At 69.7% G+C, this 13,729-nt stretch carries 13 protein-coding genes; 7 read left to right on the top strand and 6 right to left on the bottom strand.

Annotated features, from left to right (window positions below):
• The first annotated feature begins 112 nt into the window (after window positions 1–112).
• Window positions 113–1,555: a CCA tRNA nucleotidyltransferase gene (locus AB0953_RS01020; protein WP_366857228.1), complete on the top strand. Its 1,443-nt coding sequence runs from the start codon at window positions 113–115 to the stop codon at window positions 1,553–1,555.
• 21 nt (window positions 1,556–1,576) lie between these two features.
• Here AB0953_RS01020 and AB0953_RS01015 read toward each other — a convergent pair whose 3' ends face one another.
• The 3 genes from AB0953_RS01015 to AB0953_RS01005 form a co-directional block, all read right to left on the bottom strand.
• Entirely contained in the window at window positions 1,577–2,842 is a 1,266-nt protein-coding gene (locus AB0953_RS01015; RefSeq protein WP_366857227.1) for an MFS transporter, read from the bottom strand.
• 118 nt (window positions 2,843–2,960) lie between these two features.
• The gene (locus AB0953_RS01010) at window positions 2,961–4,043 is read right to left on the bottom strand and encodes an inositol-3-phosphate synthase (RefSeq protein ID WP_361903831.1); all 1,083 of its coding nucleotides are present in this window, start codon (window positions 4,041–4,043) and stop codon (window positions 2,961–2,963) included.
• A gap of 49 nt (window positions 4,044–4,092) precedes the next feature.
• Entirely contained in the window at window positions 4,093–4,695 is a 603-nt protein-coding gene (locus AB0953_RS01005) for a helix-turn-helix transcriptional regulator (RefSeq protein ID WP_361903828.1), read from the bottom strand.
• Window positions 4,696–4,968: 273 nt separating this feature from the next.
• Between AB0953_RS01005 and AB0953_RS01000 the strand changes: the two genes are divergently transcribed.
• Both AB0953_RS01000 and AB0953_RS00995 read left to right on the top strand, forming a co-directional pair.
• On the top strand, window positions 4,969–7,503 hold the full coding sequence (locus AB0953_RS01000) for a transglycosylase domain-containing protein (RefSeq protein ID WP_366857226.1): 2,535 nt from the start codon (window positions 4,969–4,971) through the stop codon (window positions 7,501–7,503).
• Between the two features lie 83 nt (window positions 7,504–7,586).
• Entirely contained in the window at window positions 7,587–9,047 is a 1,461-nt protein-coding gene (locus tag AB0953_RS00995; protein ID WP_366857225.1) for a glycosyltransferase 87 family protein, read from the top strand.
• Window positions 9,048–9,072: 25 nt separating this feature from the next.
• Here the strand turns inward: AB0953_RS00995 and AB0953_RS00990 are convergent, their stop codons facing one another.
• The 3 genes from AB0953_RS00990 to AB0953_RS00980 all read right to left on the bottom strand — a co-directional run bounded on the left by AB0953_RS00990 (window position 9,073) and on the right by AB0953_RS00980 (window position 11,739).
• On the bottom strand, window positions 9,073–10,104 hold the full coding sequence (locus tag AB0953_RS00990; protein ID WP_366857224.1) for an alanine racemase: 1,032 nt from the start codon (window positions 10,102–10,104) through the stop codon (window positions 9,073–9,075).
• A gap of 64 nt (window positions 10,105–10,168) precedes the next feature.
• Window positions 10,169–11,287, bottom strand: coding sequence for a peptidoglycan bridge formation glycyltransferase FemA/FemB family protein (locus AB0953_RS00985; RefSeq protein WP_366857223.1), 1,119 nt, complete (start codon window positions 11,285–11,287; stop codon window positions 10,169–10,171).
• A 140-nt stretch (window positions 11,288–11,427) separates the two neighbouring features.
• Window positions 11,428–11,739, bottom strand: coding sequence for a hypothetical protein (locus AB0953_RS00980; protein ID WP_366857221.1), 312 nt, complete (start codon window positions 11,737–11,739; stop codon window positions 11,428–11,430).
• A 251-nt stretch (window positions 11,740–11,990) separates the two neighbouring features.
• Here AB0953_RS00980 and rpsF point away from each other — a divergent pair, with 251 nt between their 5' ends.
• From rpsF to rplI, 4 genes are all read left to right on the top strand, one after another.
• Window positions 11,991–12,281 carry a 30S ribosomal protein S6 gene (rpsF, locus tag AB0953_RS00975; protein WP_003956532.1) on the top strand — a complete coding sequence of 97 codons (291 nt, stop codon included), beginning with the start codon at window positions 11,991–11,993 and terminating at the stop codon, window positions 12,279–12,281.
• 71 nt (window positions 12,282–12,352) lie between these two features.
• The gene (locus AB0953_RS00970) at window positions 12,353–12,928 is read left to right on the top strand and encodes a single-stranded DNA-binding protein (protein WP_366857220.1); all 576 of its coding nucleotides are present in this window, start codon (window positions 12,353–12,355) and stop codon (window positions 12,926–12,928) included.
• 43 nt (window positions 12,929–12,971) lie between these two features.
• Window positions 12,972–13,208 carry a 30S ribosomal protein S18 gene (gene rpsR, locus AB0953_RS00965; protein WP_005315025.1) on the top strand — a complete coding sequence of 79 codons (237 nt, stop codon included), beginning with the start codon at window positions 12,972–12,974 and terminating at the stop codon, window positions 13,206–13,208.
• Between the two features lie 18 nt (window positions 13,209–13,226).
• A complete protein-coding gene (rplI, locus tag AB0953_RS00960) occupies window positions 13,227–13,673 on the top strand; it encodes a 50S ribosomal protein L9 (protein ID WP_361903806.1) in 447 nt (148 codons plus the stop codon).
• Window positions 13,674–13,729: the final 56 nt, after the last annotated feature.

The following is a 13,729-nucleotide window of genomic DNA, read 5'->3' as shown; positions in this document are numbered from 1 at the left end:
CGAGTGCCGCGCCTTGCCCCACATGATCGGGTCCGCGTGCGGACCCCGGTGTGCCGGGGGTGGGCACAAACGGGGAAGCCCGCACCGGGCGGGGCACGTACCCTTTTCTGTTGTGCCGAACGCCAACGAAGACAACCCCAGTGCCCTGAGTCAGGTGCAGCACCGCGCGGTCAGTGAACTGCTGCGGGTCGCCCCTGTCGCCGACGAGCTCGGCCGCCGCTTCCAGGAGGCGGGCTTCCGCCTCGCCCTGGTCGGCGGGTCCGTACGCGACGCGCTGCTCGGCCGTCTCGGCAACGACCTCGACTTCACCACCGACGCCCGCCCCGAGGACGTCCTGAAGATCGTCCGGCCGTGGGCCGACTCGGTCTGGGACGTCGGCATCGCCTTCGGCACGGTGGGCGCGCACAAGGCCGGCTTCCAGATCGAGGTCACCACCTACCGGTCGGAGTCCTACGACCGGACCTCCCGCAAGCCGGAGGTCTCCTACGGCGACTCGATCGAGGAGGACCTCGTCCGCCGCGACTTCACCGTCAACGCGATGGCCGTCGCGCTGCCGGAGAAGGAGTTCGTGGACCCCCACGGCGGTCTGGAGGACCTCCAGGCGCGCGTGCTGCGCACCCCGGGCACCCCCGAGGAGTCGTTCTCCGACGACCCGCTGCGGATGCTGCGCGCGGCCCGCTTCGCCGCCCAGCTCGGCTTCGAGGTCGCCCCCGACGTGGTGGCGGCGATGAACGCGATGGCCGACCGGATCGAGATCGTCTCGGCGGAGCGGATCCAGGGCGAGCTCAACAAGCTCCTGCTGTCCGCGCACCCCCGCACGGGCCTCGGGCTGCTCGTGGACACCGGGCTGGCCGACCACGTGCTGCCGGAGCTGCCCGCACTGCGGCTGGAGAGCGACGAGCACCACCGGCACAAGGACGTCTACGAGCACTCGCTGATCGTGCTGGAGCAGGCCATCGCCCTGGAGGAGGAGGGCCCGGACCTGGTCCTGCGGCTCGCGGCCCTGCTCCACGACATCGGCAAGCCGCGCACCCGCCGGTTCGAGAGCGACGGCCGGGTCTCCTTCCACCACCACGAGGTGGTCGGCGCGAAGATGACCAAGAAGCGCATGACCGCGCTGAAGTACTCCAACGACATGGTCAAGGACGTCTCCCGGCTGGTGGAGCTGCACCTGCGCTTCCACGGCTACGGCGACGGCGAGTGGACCGACTCCGCGGTGCGGCGCTACGTCCGCGATGCGGGGCCGCTGCTCGAGCGGCTGCACAAACTGACCCGGTCGGACTGCACCACCCGCAACAAGCGCAAGGCCAACGCGCTCTCCCGCACGTACGACAGCCTGGAAGAGCGCATCGCGCAGCTCCAGCAGCAGGAGGAGCTGGACGCGATCAGGCCCGACCTGAACGGCAACGAGATCATGCAGGAGCTGGGCGTCGGCCCCGGCCCGGTGGTCGGCAAGGCCTACGCGTTCCTGCTGGACCTGCGGCTGGAGAACGGCCCGATGGAGCGCGACGCCGCGGTCGCGGCCCTCAAGCAGTGGTGGGCCGCGCAGTCCTGACCGCGGGACGGCGTCGATGTTTCACGTGAAACATCGACGCCGCAGCATGTAGGCGGCGGTCAGTGCGTAGAGGGCGGCGACCCCGATGACCAGCGCCGCGGACCTCCCGTCGGGGGGCAGCATGAGCGCGGCCACGCCGGCCGCACCGACGAACGCGATGTTGAAGAGCACGTCGTAGACGGAGAAGACGCGGCCTCGGTAGTCGTCGTCGACGCGGGACTGGAGCACGGTGTCCGTGGCGATCTTGGCGCCCTGGGTGGCGAGGCCGAGGACGAAGGCCGCGACGAGCATGGGCCCCGGGAGGAAGAACAGGCCGAGCGCGGGGACCAGGACGGCGGCCGAGGCGGCGCAGGCAGTGATCCAGCCGTGGGTGCCCAGGCGCCCCGCCAGCCCGGGCGTGACCACGGCTGCCGCGAAGAATCCGGCGCCCGAGACCCCCACGGCCACCCCCAGCAGGGCCAGGCCCTCGGACTCGCTGTCCGACCAGGAGTACCGGCAGAGCATCAGCAGCGTCACGGTCAGGGCCCCGTAGCAGAACCGCATCAAGGTCATGGCGGTGAGCGCCTGGGCGGCCTCGCGCCGCCCGGCCAGGTGCCGCAGCCCCTCGACCATGCCCCGCACGGTGAGCGCGGCCCCCTGGGCGACCGACGGGTGGAGGACGCCGGGCGGGTGCTCCGGCCCCAGCAGGCCGGCGGCCAGGCGCAGCGAGACGAGGGCTGCGCACAGGTAGAGGGCGGCGCCGACCATGACGACCAGGGCGTTGGAGCCGGAGGCCAGCAGCCGCAGCAGGAAGGCCATGCCGCCGCCGGCCACGGCCGCGAGGGTGCCGGCGGTGGGGGAGAGCGCGTTGGCGGTGACGAGCTGGGCGGGGGCGACGACCCGCGGCAGAGAGGCGGCCAGACCGGCCAGGACGAAGCGGTTGACGGCGGTCACCGACAGGGCCGAGGCGTAGAACAGCCAGTCCGGCACCTGCGCGACGATCAGGATCGCGGTGGTGCAGGCGAGGAAGGCCCGCAGCAGGTTGCCGAACAGCAGGACCTGGCGGCGGCGCCAACGGTCCAGCAGTACCCCGGCGAAGGGGCCGATCGCCGAGTAGGGCAGCAGCAGGACCGCCATGGCCGACGCGATGGCCGCGGGAGAGGTCTGTTTCTCGGGGGAGAACACCACGTAGGTGGCGAGCGCCACCTGGTAGACGCCGTCGGCCGCCTGGGAGAGGAGCCGTACGGCGAGCAGGTTGCGGAAGTCCCTCAGGCGCAGGAGTACGCGCAGATCACGTACGACAGGCATGAGGGCAAGGGTCACACACGCGGAGGGTCCCCGGGCACATTGTCCGGGGACCCTCCGCGGAAGAACGGTCGAAGACCAGGTGTCGGGGACTCCCGGTGCCTCGGCGCTGCGGCGGTGACTAGCGCTCGACCTCGCCGCGGATGAACTTCTCGACGTTCTCCAGGGCCTCGTCGTCGAAGTACTGGACCGGCGGGGACTTCATGAAGTAGCTGGAGGCCGACAGGATCGGGCCGCCGATGCCGCGGTCCTTGGCGATCTTCGCGGCGCGCAGGGCGTCGATGATGACACCCGCGGAGTTCGGGGAGTCCCAGACCTCGAGCTTGTACTCCAGGTTCAGCGGGACGTCGCCGAAGGCGCGGCCCTCGAGGCGGACGTACGCCCACTTGCGGTCGTCGAGCCACGCCACGTAGTCGGACGGGCCGATGTGGACGTTCTTCTCGCCGAGCTCGCGGTCGGGGATCTGCGAGGTGACGGCCTGCGTCTTGGAGATCTTCTTCGACTCCAGGCGGTCGCGCTCCAGCATGTTCTTGAAGTCCATGTTGCCGCCGACGTTGAGCTGCATGGTGCGCTCGAGACGGACACCGCGGTCCTCGAACAGCTTCGCCATCACGCGGTGCGTGATCGTGGCGCCGACCTGCGACTTGATGTCGTCGCCGACGATCGGGACACCGGCCTCGGTGAACTTGTCGGCCCACTCCTTGGTGCCGGCGATGAAGACCGGGAGGGCGTTGACGAAGGCGACCTTGGCGTCGATGGCGCACTGGGCGTAGAACTTCGCCGCGTCCTCGGAACCGACGGGCAGGTAGCAGACCAGAACGTCGACCTCGCGGTCCTTGAGGACCTGGACCACGTCGACCGGGGCCTCGGAGGACTCCTCGATCGTCATGCGGTAGTACTTGCCCAGGCCGTCCAGGGTGTGGCCGCGCTGCACGGTCACGCCCGTGGTGGGGACGTCGCAGATCTTGATGGTGTTGTTCTCGCTGGCGCCGATGGCGTCCGAGAGGTCGAGGCCGACCTTCTTCGCGTCGACGTCGAACGCGGCGACGAACTCGACGTCACCGACGTGGTAGTCGCCGAACTGGACGTGCATCAGTCCGGGGACCTTGGCCGCCGGGTCGGCGTCCTTGTAGTACTCGACGCCCTGCACCAGCGAGGCGGCGCAGTTGCCCACGCCGACGATGGCTACGCGAACCGAACCCATTCCGGTTGCTCCCTGTTTGTTCTCGGACGAGGCCTGCGCGGTGCAGGCCTCACTTTGCAGTTTCGTCGGGTGGGCCGGGTCGTTTCCGATCCCGTCCCGCCCGCTCGCTCTCGATGAGCTCGTTCAGCCAGCGCACCTCGCGCTCCACGGACTCCATTCCGTGCCGCTGGAGCTCGAGCGTGTAGTCGTCGAGGCGCTCGCGCGTCCGGGCGAGGGAGGCGCGCATCTTCTCCAGTCGCTCCTCCAGCCGGCTGCGGCGGCCCTCGAGGACGCGCATGCGCACGTCCCGCTCGGTCTGTCCGAAGAAGGCGAAGCGGGCGGCGAAGGACTCGTCCTCCCAGGCGTCCGGGCCCGTGTGGGACAGGAGCTCCTCGAAGTGCTCCTTGCCGGCGGCCGTCAACCGGTAGACGATCTTGGCCCGGCGCCCTGCGAGTGAAGTGGTGTGAGCGTCCTCCGGGCCGTTGCCCGGTTCTTCGATCAACCAGCCGTTGGCGACCAGCGTCTTGAGGCAGGGATAGAGCGTCCCGTAGCTGAACGCCCGGAAGACCCCCAGCGAGGTGTTGAGCCGTTTGCGGAGCTCGTAGCCGTGCATGGGGGCCTCGCGGAGCAGGCCGAGTACGGCGAACTCGAGGATGCCTGAACGTCTGCTCATCTGCCTGCCTCCCCTCGCCCCTGCGGTTTTATACCGAGCTGATGTATCGACTCGATACATCCAGACGATAGAACGGGGCGTCTCCGGCGACAAGTGGTGATCTGGTGACCGGCATCACATCACCAATTCGCAGGAGGCGACTTGCCTGATTTGGGGTGAACTTCGGCACTGTTCGGGTTTTGAGCGTGCGTAGTCTGTGCGCCAGGACACCGGGGGAACCGGAACTCACCAGCCGCTTCCAGGCCACTCGCCTGCCCGAGGAGTAGTCGTTCGATGAGCGAGCACCGCCGCAAACCGCCGCAGCCCGAGGGCGGCGGACGTGCCGCGGCCCGTAGGGCCGCCCAGCAGCGCCCCGGACGGGGCGCCGTGCCCGCACGCGACGTCCCCGCCGCGTCGCACAGCGGGCCGTACGCAGACCCGCGCGCCCACGGCGGCCGCGCCGACGCGCGCAGGGCCCCCCAGCGCGGAAGCGGAAGCCGCGGACGCGGCGGGGGGCGCCCGGACAAGCGCCTGATCAACTACCCCCGCTCCGACAAGGACGGCTGGCAGCGCTTCCTGCCGTCCTGGAAGCTGGTGGGCGGGACGGCCCTCGGCTTCTTCGCCATCGTCACGGCCGGCGCCGGCATCGGCATCGCCGCGGTGAACACGCCGAACCCGAACCTGGCGGCGCAGGCCCAGAACAACGTCTTCTACTGGGACGACGGCAGCCAGATGGTCGCCACGGGCGGCTCGATGAACCGCCAGATCGTCGGCATCGACAAGATCCCCAAGTCGATGCAGAACGCCGTGATCGCAGCGGAGAACGAGTCCTTCGAGACCGACAAGGGCGTCGACCCGATGGGCATCCTGCGGGCCGTGTGGAACATGGCCAAGGGCGGATCCACCCAGGGCGGCTCGACGATCACCCAGCAGTACGTGAAGAACACGTACCTGGACTCCGACCAGACGCTCAAGCGCAAGGTCACCGAGCTCTTCATCTCGATAAAGCTGGGCATGTCCGAGGAGAAGGACACCATCCTCGCCGGCTACCTGAACACCGCCTACTACGGGCGCGACGCCTACGGCATCCAGGCCGCCGCACGCGCCTACTTCGGCAAGGACTGCTCGGACCTCACCCCCTCCGAGAGCGCCTTCCTCGCCTCCGTGCTCAAGGGCCCGAACCTCTACAACCCGGACGGCGGCATCGGTCCCACGGCCACCCCCGAGCAGAACACCCAGCGCGCGCACGCCCGCTGGGCCTGGGTCCTGGACCGCGAGGTGGCCGTCGGCCGCATGCAGAAGTCCGAGCGCGACCAGTTCAAGGAGTTCCCCAAGCTCGTCGACCCCGAGCAGGCCCGCAGCCTGTCCGGCCAGACCGGCTACCTGGTCGAGACGGCCAAGCAGTACGTCATGAAGGTGGCGAAGATCGGCCCGGAGCAGATGGCCCGGGGCGGCTACCAGATCAGGACCACCTTCCAGAAGCCCAAGGTGGACGCCCTGGTCAAGGCGGTCGAGGACACGCGCAACGACTTCCTCGACGAGAAGGCCCGCCCCGAGTACGACACCTTCGTCCAGTTCGGCGCCGCCTCCGTGGACGTCAAGACCGGCGCGATCGTCGCCCTCTACGGCGGCCCCGGCATGGACAAGAAGTACTTCAGCAACAACGCCAACACCATCGGCGTCCCGGTCGGCTCGACCTGGAAGCCGTACGTGCTGGCGGCCGCCATGCAGTACGGCACCCAGAACTCGGGCGGCCGCGGCATCTCGCCCGAGAGCAAGTACCAGGCCAACGACCTCACGGTGATCAACAACCGGGACGGCAAGCCGCTGCGGGACGCCTCCGGCCAGCCGTTCCGGCAGAAGAACGAGAGCGAGTACCCCTACGGCTTCGTCACCCTCAACGAGGCGATGGAGAAGTCCATCAACGTGCCGTTCGCCCAGCTCGTCTTCGACGTGGGCCACAGCAAGGTCCGCGAGGTCGCCAAGTCCACGGGCATCCTCGAGGACTCGATGAACCCGAACAACGACGCCTCGTTCGCCCTGGGCACCTCCACCCCGAGCGCCATCCGCATGGCCGACTCCTACGCCACCTTCGCCGCCTCCGGCGTCCACCGCGAGCCGTTCTCCGTGCGCAAGGTCGAGAAGGACGGCAAGGAGCTCCCCGGCTTCGAGCCGCCCAAGGAGCAGCGGGCGATGGACGACTCCATCGCCGACAACGTCACCAAGGTGTTGCGCAACGTCGTCGAGAACGGCACCGGTACCAAGGCCAAGAAGCTCGGCCGGCCGGCCGCCGGCAAGACCGGTACGACCGACGAGAACAAGTCCGCCTGGTTCGTCGGCTACACCCCTCAGCTGTCGACCTCGGTCACGCTGTTCCGTACCGACCCCAATTCCAAGGACAAGAAGCTCATCTCCATGAACGGCGTGGGCGGCATCGACTCCATCCACGGCGGTGACATCCCGGCGGCGATCTGGACCGCCTACATGAAGGACGCCCTCAAGGACGCCCCGGTGAAGGACTTCCCCGAGGCGGACAAGATCGGTGTCATCGCGGACGGTCCCGGCGCACCCTCGCCGAGCCCCTCGGTGTCCGTCTCGCCGTCCCTGTCGGCCTCCCCGTCCCCGTCGGTGTCCCCCTCCCCGACCCCGACGCCCTCCAAGGGCGGAGGCAAGCCCTGCAAGCCGTGGCAGCTGGACTGCTTCTCCAGCAGCGGCGGCGCGGGCGGCACCGGCGGCGCCAGCGGGTCACCGTCCCCCACGCCCACCCCCAGACCCGGACGCGCCGGAGGCGTCACCAGCTGGGGTGCCACCACGGGCACGTCCGGCTGATCCGTCCCCCGGCCGGAGGAGGGCCGTCGCACACGGTGCGGCGGCCCTCCCGCGCGTCCGGCGCCGTACGGCAGGATGAGCGCATGACGAAGGTGCACGAGGAGCGTCCCGTACTGCCCACCCAGCAGGACGAGGTCGCCGCGGCCGGCAGCGAGATCATCGGCGGCCCCGTCGGCCGCCACGCCCGGCTGGGCGGCCACTGGCTGCACCCCGTGCGCGTCGTGGTGCTCGTCGCCCTCGGGATGTTCGCGCTGGGCATGGTCCAGAAGCTCCCCTGCTATGACTGGGCATGGTTCCGGGGCGCCGGCTCGCAGTACACCCACGCCTGCTACTCCGACATCCCCCACCTGTTCGTGGCACGCGGCTTCGCCGACGGCCTCACGCCGTACTTCGACCGCCTGCCCGGCGACATGGAGTACCTGGAGTACCCGGTCCTCACCGGTCTCTTCATGCAGGTCGCGTCCTGGCTGACCCCGGGCGGCGGCTCCGTGCAGCACCGCGAGCAGATGTACTGGATGGTCAACGCCGGGATGCTGATGGCCTGCGCCGCGGTCATCGCCGTGTGCGTCGCCCGCACCCACCGCCGCCGGCCCTGGGACGCGCTCCTCTTCGCCCTCGCTCCCGCCTTCGCCCTCACCGCGACGATCAACTGGGACCTGCTCGCCATCGCCCTGACCGCCGCGGGGATGCTGATGTGGTCGCGCGGCCGCACGCTGCTCTGCGGAGTCCTGATCGGCCTGGCCACCGCCGCCAAGCTCTATCCCGTCCTGCTCCTGGGGGCGCTGTTCGTGCTGTGCTGGCGGGCCGGGAAGTGGCGGGCCTTCGGCGCGGCCCTCCTGGGCGCCGCCGCCTCCTGGCTCGTGGTCAACGTGCCCGTCATGCTGCCGGCCTGGGACGGCTGGAAGAAGTTCTACACCTTCAGCCAGGAGCGGCCCATCGACTTCGGCTCCGTGTGGCTGCTGATCTCGCAGCGCTCCGGCAACCCCCTCGACGACGCCAACACCTACGCGACGGGCCTGACGCTGCTGCTGTGCGCAGCCATCGGCCTGCTCGCGCTGACCGCGCCCCGCCGCCCGCGCTTCGCGCAACTGGCCTTCCTGGTCGTGGCCGTCTTCTGCCTGGCCAACAAGGTCTACTCGCCGCAGTACGTGCTCTGGCTGATCCCCCTGGCGGCGCTGGCCCGGCCGCGGTGGCGGGACTTCCTCGTCTGGCAGGCCGGCGAGGTCGTCTACTTCCTCGGGATCTGGCTCTACCTGGCCTACATCAACAGCGGCGACAAGCACCAGGGCCTGCCGCCGGAGGGCTACCAGCTGGCCATCGCCGCCCACCTGCTGGCGACGCTCTACCTGTGCGCGATCGTCGTCCGCGACATCCTCCTGCCCGAGCGGGACGTCGTGCGCCGCGACGGCTCGGACGACCCCTCAGGCGGTGTCCTGGACGGGGCCGCGGACGTGTTCGTGCTCTCGGACGCCGCGAGGGCGCCGCAGGATGCGGCGCCCTCGCAGGGACAGCGTGTGCAGTGGGGCACCCCCCGCGGGGACTGATCCTCCCGCCGGGGCGCCCCGCGGCTCAGGCGTCCAGGACCCGGTCGAACTGGGTGGTGGTGTGCCGCAGGTGCGCCACCAGCTCGTCGCCGACCTGCGGCTCGGGGGCGTCGGACGGCACGAACAGGATCGACACCTGCATGTGCGGCGGCTCCGCGAACCAGCGCTGCTTGCCCGCCCAGACGAACGGCGAAAGGTTCCGGTTCACGGTGGCCAGGCCGGCCCGGGCGACGCCCTTGGCGCGCGGCATCACGCCGTGCAGGGCCTTGGGGGCCTCCAGGCCGACGCCGTGCGAGGTTCCGCCCGCGACCACGACCAGCCAGCCGTCGGAGGCCGCCTTCTGCTGGCGGTAGCCGAACCGGTCCCCCTTGGCGACCCGCGTGACGTCCAGGACGCTGCCGCGGTACTGGGTCGCGTCGTGGTCGCCCAGCCACAGCCGGGTGCCGATCCGGGCCCGGAAGCGGGTCTGCGGGAACTGCTGCTGCAGCCGGGCGAGCTCCTCGGCCCGCAGGTGGCTCACGAACATCGTGTGCAGCGGCAGCCGGGCCGCACGCAGCTTGTCCATCCAGCCGATGACCTCCTCGACGGCGTCCGAGCCGTCGGGGCGGTCGAGCGGCAGGTGCAGGGCGAAGCCCTCCAGCCGCACGTCCTCGATCGCGGCGTGCAGCTGGCCCAGGTCCTGCTCGGAGATGCCGTGGCGGCGCATCGAGCTCATGCACTCGATGACCACGCGGGCGCCGACCAGGCCGCGGACCCCGTCCAGCGAGGACACCGAGCGGATCACCCGGTCCGGCAGCGGCACCGGGTCCTCGCCCCGCCGGAACGGTGTGAGGACGAGCAGGTCGCCGCCGAAGAGGTCCTTGATGGTGGCGGCCTCGTACGTCGTGCCGACGGCCAGGACGTCGGCGCCCATCCGGGTCGCCTCCTCGCACAGCCGCTCGTGGCCGAAGCCGTAGCCGTTGCCCTTGCAGACCGGGATCATTCCGGGGAACTGGTCCTGGATCTGCTTCTGGTGCGCACGCCAGCGCGCGGTGTCGACGTAGAGCGTGAGCGCCATGCCCGTCCGGAGCCTCTCTGGGTTGGCTGCGTGATGCAGCGGTGCGTGTGGGGGATGCAGCGGGTCAGCGACGCGACATGTAGATGTCGAGCGCCTTGTGCAGCATCTTGTTGAGCGGGAAGTCCCACTCGCCGACGTACTCGACGGCCTCGCCGCCCGTACCGACCTTGAACTGGATCAGGCCGAACAGGTGGTCGTTCTCGTCCAGGGTGTCACTGATGCCGCGCAGGTCGTAGACGCTGGCGCCGAGCGCGTACGCGTCGCGCAGCATGCGCCACTGCATCGCGTTCGAGGGCCGCACCTCGCGCTTGTGGTTGGCGGAGGCGCCGTACGAGTACCAGACGTGCTGGCCGACCGTCAGCATGGTCGCCGCGGCCAGTGCCTCGCCCTCGTGCTTGGCGATGTACAGCCGCATGCGGTTGGGGTCCTCGGAGTTGAGGGCCGTCCACTGGCGCTGGAAGTAACTGAGGGGGCGCGGGCGGAACTTGTCGCGCTCGGCCGTGATCTCGTACAGGTGCTGCCAGGTCGGCAGGTCGTCGTAGCCGCCCTGGACGACCTCGACGCCGGCCTTCTCGGCCTTCTTGATGTTGCGGCGCCACAGCTGGTTGAAGCCCTTGAGGACGTCGTCCAGCGAGCGGCCGCCGAGCGGCACCTGGAAGACGTAGCGGGGCTGGACGTCGCCGAAGCCGGCGCCGCCGTCCTCGCCCTGCTGCCAGCCCATGCGGCGCAGCTTGTCGGACACCTCGAAGGCGCGGGGCTCGATGTGCGAGGCCTCCACGTCACGCAGCCGCTTGACCTCCGGGTCCTGGATGCCGGCCTTGATGGCGGCCGAGTTCCAGCGGCGGATGACGACGGGCGGGCCCATCTTCACGGTGAAGGCGCCCTGGCGCTTGAGGTGCGCCAGCATCGGCTGGAGCCACTCCTCCAGATTCGGGGCGAACCAGTTGATGACGGGCCCCTCGGGAAGGTACGCGAGGTAGCGCTTCACCTTGGGCAGCTGGCGGTACAACACGAGTGCGGCACCGACGAGTTCGTCGTTCTGGTCGAACCATCCGAGGTTCTCCGAGCGCCACTCGTTCTTCACGTCGGCCCACGCCGGGACCTGGCAGTGGCTAGCCGAGGGCAGGCTCTGGAGATATCCCAGATGCTGCTCTCGGCTGATGGTCCTCAGGGACAGGCTCATGCGGGGCGTCTCCTCCGGCGGCTTCGCTGGCTATGGCGCGAAGCCTACTGCGACAAGGGCGCCGCCCATCTGGGGGACGGGCCGGAAAGCGCTGGTCCGCGCCTTCCGGGGGTCGGCGCCCTGTCGCGGAGGTGCCCCGGTCAGCCCAGCCAGCCCCCGAACAGGCCGCCGTGCGCCATGCCGAGGAAGAAGCCGATGCCGGCGGCGCCGAGGCCGATGATCAGCGCGAAGCGCTCGCGCGTGGTCTCCGAGATGAACTGGCCGTACGCGCCGGTCAGGATCCCGATGAGCCCCGTCCACGAGGTGAGCAGGTGCAGGTCGGGGAAGAACGCCGTGATGAACGACACGGCGCCGAGGACGAGGGTGATCGCCAACAGGGTGTCCTGCAGCGGATGGGGCTTGCCGTCGGTGGCGAGGAGCGAGATGGACTGCCGTTGCATTGCCTGTGCCATCGGAAAGGCACCTCCTGGCTGACGCAGAGCGGTGCCGCGGGGCAGCCGCCGGCAGGGCCGGGGCATAGCACCGCGCACACCCGTTGCCTACAGATTGTGGCGCCCCGCTGCCGGATTTCAACCGGAAGGAGGGGGCGGGGTAGTCTGTACGGTCTGCGCGGTGTCTGCTCTCAGGACGCCGTGCGCACGCATCACGACCCTCCTGCCACGGAACGACCGTGGCCGCTGAGTCCAAAGGAGGTGGGTTCCACATGCGTCACTACGAAGTGATGGTCATCCTCGACCCCGATCTCGAGGAGCGCGCTGTCGCCCCCCTGATCGAGAACTTCCTCTCCGTCGTCCGCGAGGGCAACGGAAAGGTCGAGAAGGTCGACACCTGGGGCCGTCGTCGTCTCGCTTACGAGATCAAGAAGAAGCCCGAGGGCATCTACTCGGTCATCGACCTGCAGGCCGAGCCTGCGGTCGTCAAGGAGCTCGACCGCCAGATGAACCTGAACGAGTCGGTTCTCCGGACCAAGGTCCTTCGCCCCGAGACCCACTGAACCCCGGTTCAGCGGTAATCGGGTTCGAGTAGCACAGCAGCCAGCAGCAATCCCCGCCGAGAGGTTCATCCATGGCAGGCGAGACCGTCATCACGGTCGTCGGCAATCTCGTCGACGACCCCGAGCTGCGCTTCACCCCCTCGGGTGCGGCGGTCGCGAAGTTCCGTGTCGCGTCCACCCCCCGCACCTTCGACCGTCAGACCAACGAGTGGAAGGACGGCGAGAGCCTGTTCCTTACCTGCTCGGTGTGGCGGCAGGCGGCCGAGAACGTCGCCGAGTCCCTCCAGCGGGGCATGCGCGTCATCGTGCAGGGCCGGCTGAGGCAGCGGTCGTACGAGGACCGTGAGGGTGTCAAGCGCACGGTCTACGAGCTGGACGTCGAGGAAGTCGGCCCCAGCCTGAAGAACGCCACGGCCAAGGTCGCCAAGACCACCGGTCGCGGTGGCCAGGGTGGGTACGGCGGCGGCCAGCAGCAGGGCGGCGGCGGTGGCTGGGGCGGAGCCCCCAGCGGCGGCGCCCCGCAGGGCGGCGGAGGCCCCTCCGACGACCCGTGGGCGTCCAGCGCGCCGGCCGGCGGTCAGCAGCAGGGCGGCGGTGGCTGGGGTGGAAACTCCGGCGGCGGCTACTCGGACGAGCCCCCCTTCTAGGGAAGCTCGCACCCCCACTTCTTGATCACACAGGAGAGACACCATGGCGAAGCCGCCTGTGCGCAAGCCTAAGAAGAAGGTCTGCGCGTTCTGCAAGGACAAGACCGCGTACGTGGACTACAAGGACACGAACATGCTGCGGAAGTTCATTTCCGACCGCGGCAAGATCCGTGCCCGCCGCGTCACCGGCAACTGCACGCAGCACCAGCGTGACGTCGCCACGGCCGTGAAGAACAGCCGTGAGATGGCGCTGCTGCCCTACACGTCCACCGCGCGATAAGGAAAGGGTGACCGACTAATGAAGATCATCCTGACCCAGGAGGTCTCGGGCCTCGGTGCCGCCGGCGACGTCGTCGACGTCAAGGACGGTTACGCTCGCAACTACCTGGTCCCGCGCGGTTTCGCGATCCGCTGGACCAAGGGTGGCGAGAAGGACGTGGCGCAGATCCGCCGCGCCCGCAAGATCCACGAGATCGCGACCATCGAGCAGGCCAACGAGGTCAAGGCCAAGCTCGAGAGCACGAAGGTCCGCCTGGCCACCCGCTCGGGTGACGCCGGCCGCCTCTTCGGCTCCGTGACCCCGGCCGACATCGCCACGGCGATCGAGGCCTCCGGTGGTCCGAAGGTCGACAAGCGCCGCGTCGAGCTGGCTGCCCCGATCAAGACCCTCGGTTCGTACCAGGTCTCCGTGCGTCTGCACGCCGAGGTCGCCGCGAACGTGGGCGTCGAGGTCGTCGCCGCCTAAGTGCTGCGTGTGAAGGGCCGCACCCCCAGGGGTGCGGCCCTTCGTCGTTCCGGCGA

It is taken from the genome of Streptomyces sp. NPDC046866 (assembly GCF_040704625.1).
In the GTDB taxonomy this organism is placed as follows: domain Bacteria; phylum Actinomycetota; class Actinomycetes; order Streptomycetales; family Streptomycetaceae; genus Streptomyces.
This window is presented reverse-complemented; position numbering and strand designations above follow the sequence as displayed.

Coding starts and splice junctions, on each gene's coding strand:
- rpsF (WP_003956532.1), top strand. CDS start 11,991: ATGCGTCACTACGAAGTGATGGTCATCCTCGACCCCGATCTCGAGGAG.
- AB0953_RS00980 (WP_366857221.1), bottom strand. CDS start 11,739: ATGGCACAGGCAATGCAACGGCAGTCCATCTCGCTCCTCGCCACCGAC.
- AB0953_RS01015 (WP_366857227.1), bottom strand. CDS start 2,842: ATGCCTGTCGTACGTGATCTGCGCGTACTCCTGCGCCTGAGGGACTTC.
- AB0953_RS01005 (WP_361903828.1), bottom strand. CDS start 4,695: ATGAGCAGACGTTCAGGCATCCTCGAGTTCGCCGTACTCGGCCTGCTC.
- AB0953_RS00970 (WP_366857220.1), top strand. CDS start 12,353: ATGGCAGGCGAGACCGTCATCACGGTCGTCGGCAATCTCGTCGACGAC.
- AB0953_RS01000 (WP_366857226.1), top strand. CDS start 4,969: ATGAGCGAGCACCGCCGCAAACCGCCGCAGCCCGAGGGCGGCGGACGT.
- AB0953_RS00990 (WP_366857224.1), bottom strand. CDS start 10,104: ATGGCGCTCACGCTCTACGTCGACACCGCGCGCTGGCGTGCGCACCAG.
- AB0953_RS01010 (WP_361903831.1), bottom strand. CDS start 4,043: ATGGGTTCGGTTCGCGTAGCCATCGTCGGCGTGGGCAACTGCGCCGCC.
- AB0953_RS00995 (WP_366857225.1), top strand. CDS start 7,587: ATGACGAAGGTGCACGAGGAGCGTCCCGTACTGCCCACCCAGCAGGAC.
- AB0953_RS00985 (WP_366857223.1), bottom strand. CDS start 11,287: ATGAGCCTGTCCCTGAGGACCATCAGCCGAGAGCAGCATCTGGGATAT.
- rplI (WP_361903806.1), top strand. CDS start 13,227: ATGAAGATCATCCTGACCCAGGAGGTCTCGGGCCTCGGTGCCGCCGGC.
- rpsR (WP_005315025.1), top strand. CDS start 12,972: ATGGCGAAGCCGCCTGTGCGCAAGCCTAAGAAGAAGGTCTGCGCGTTC.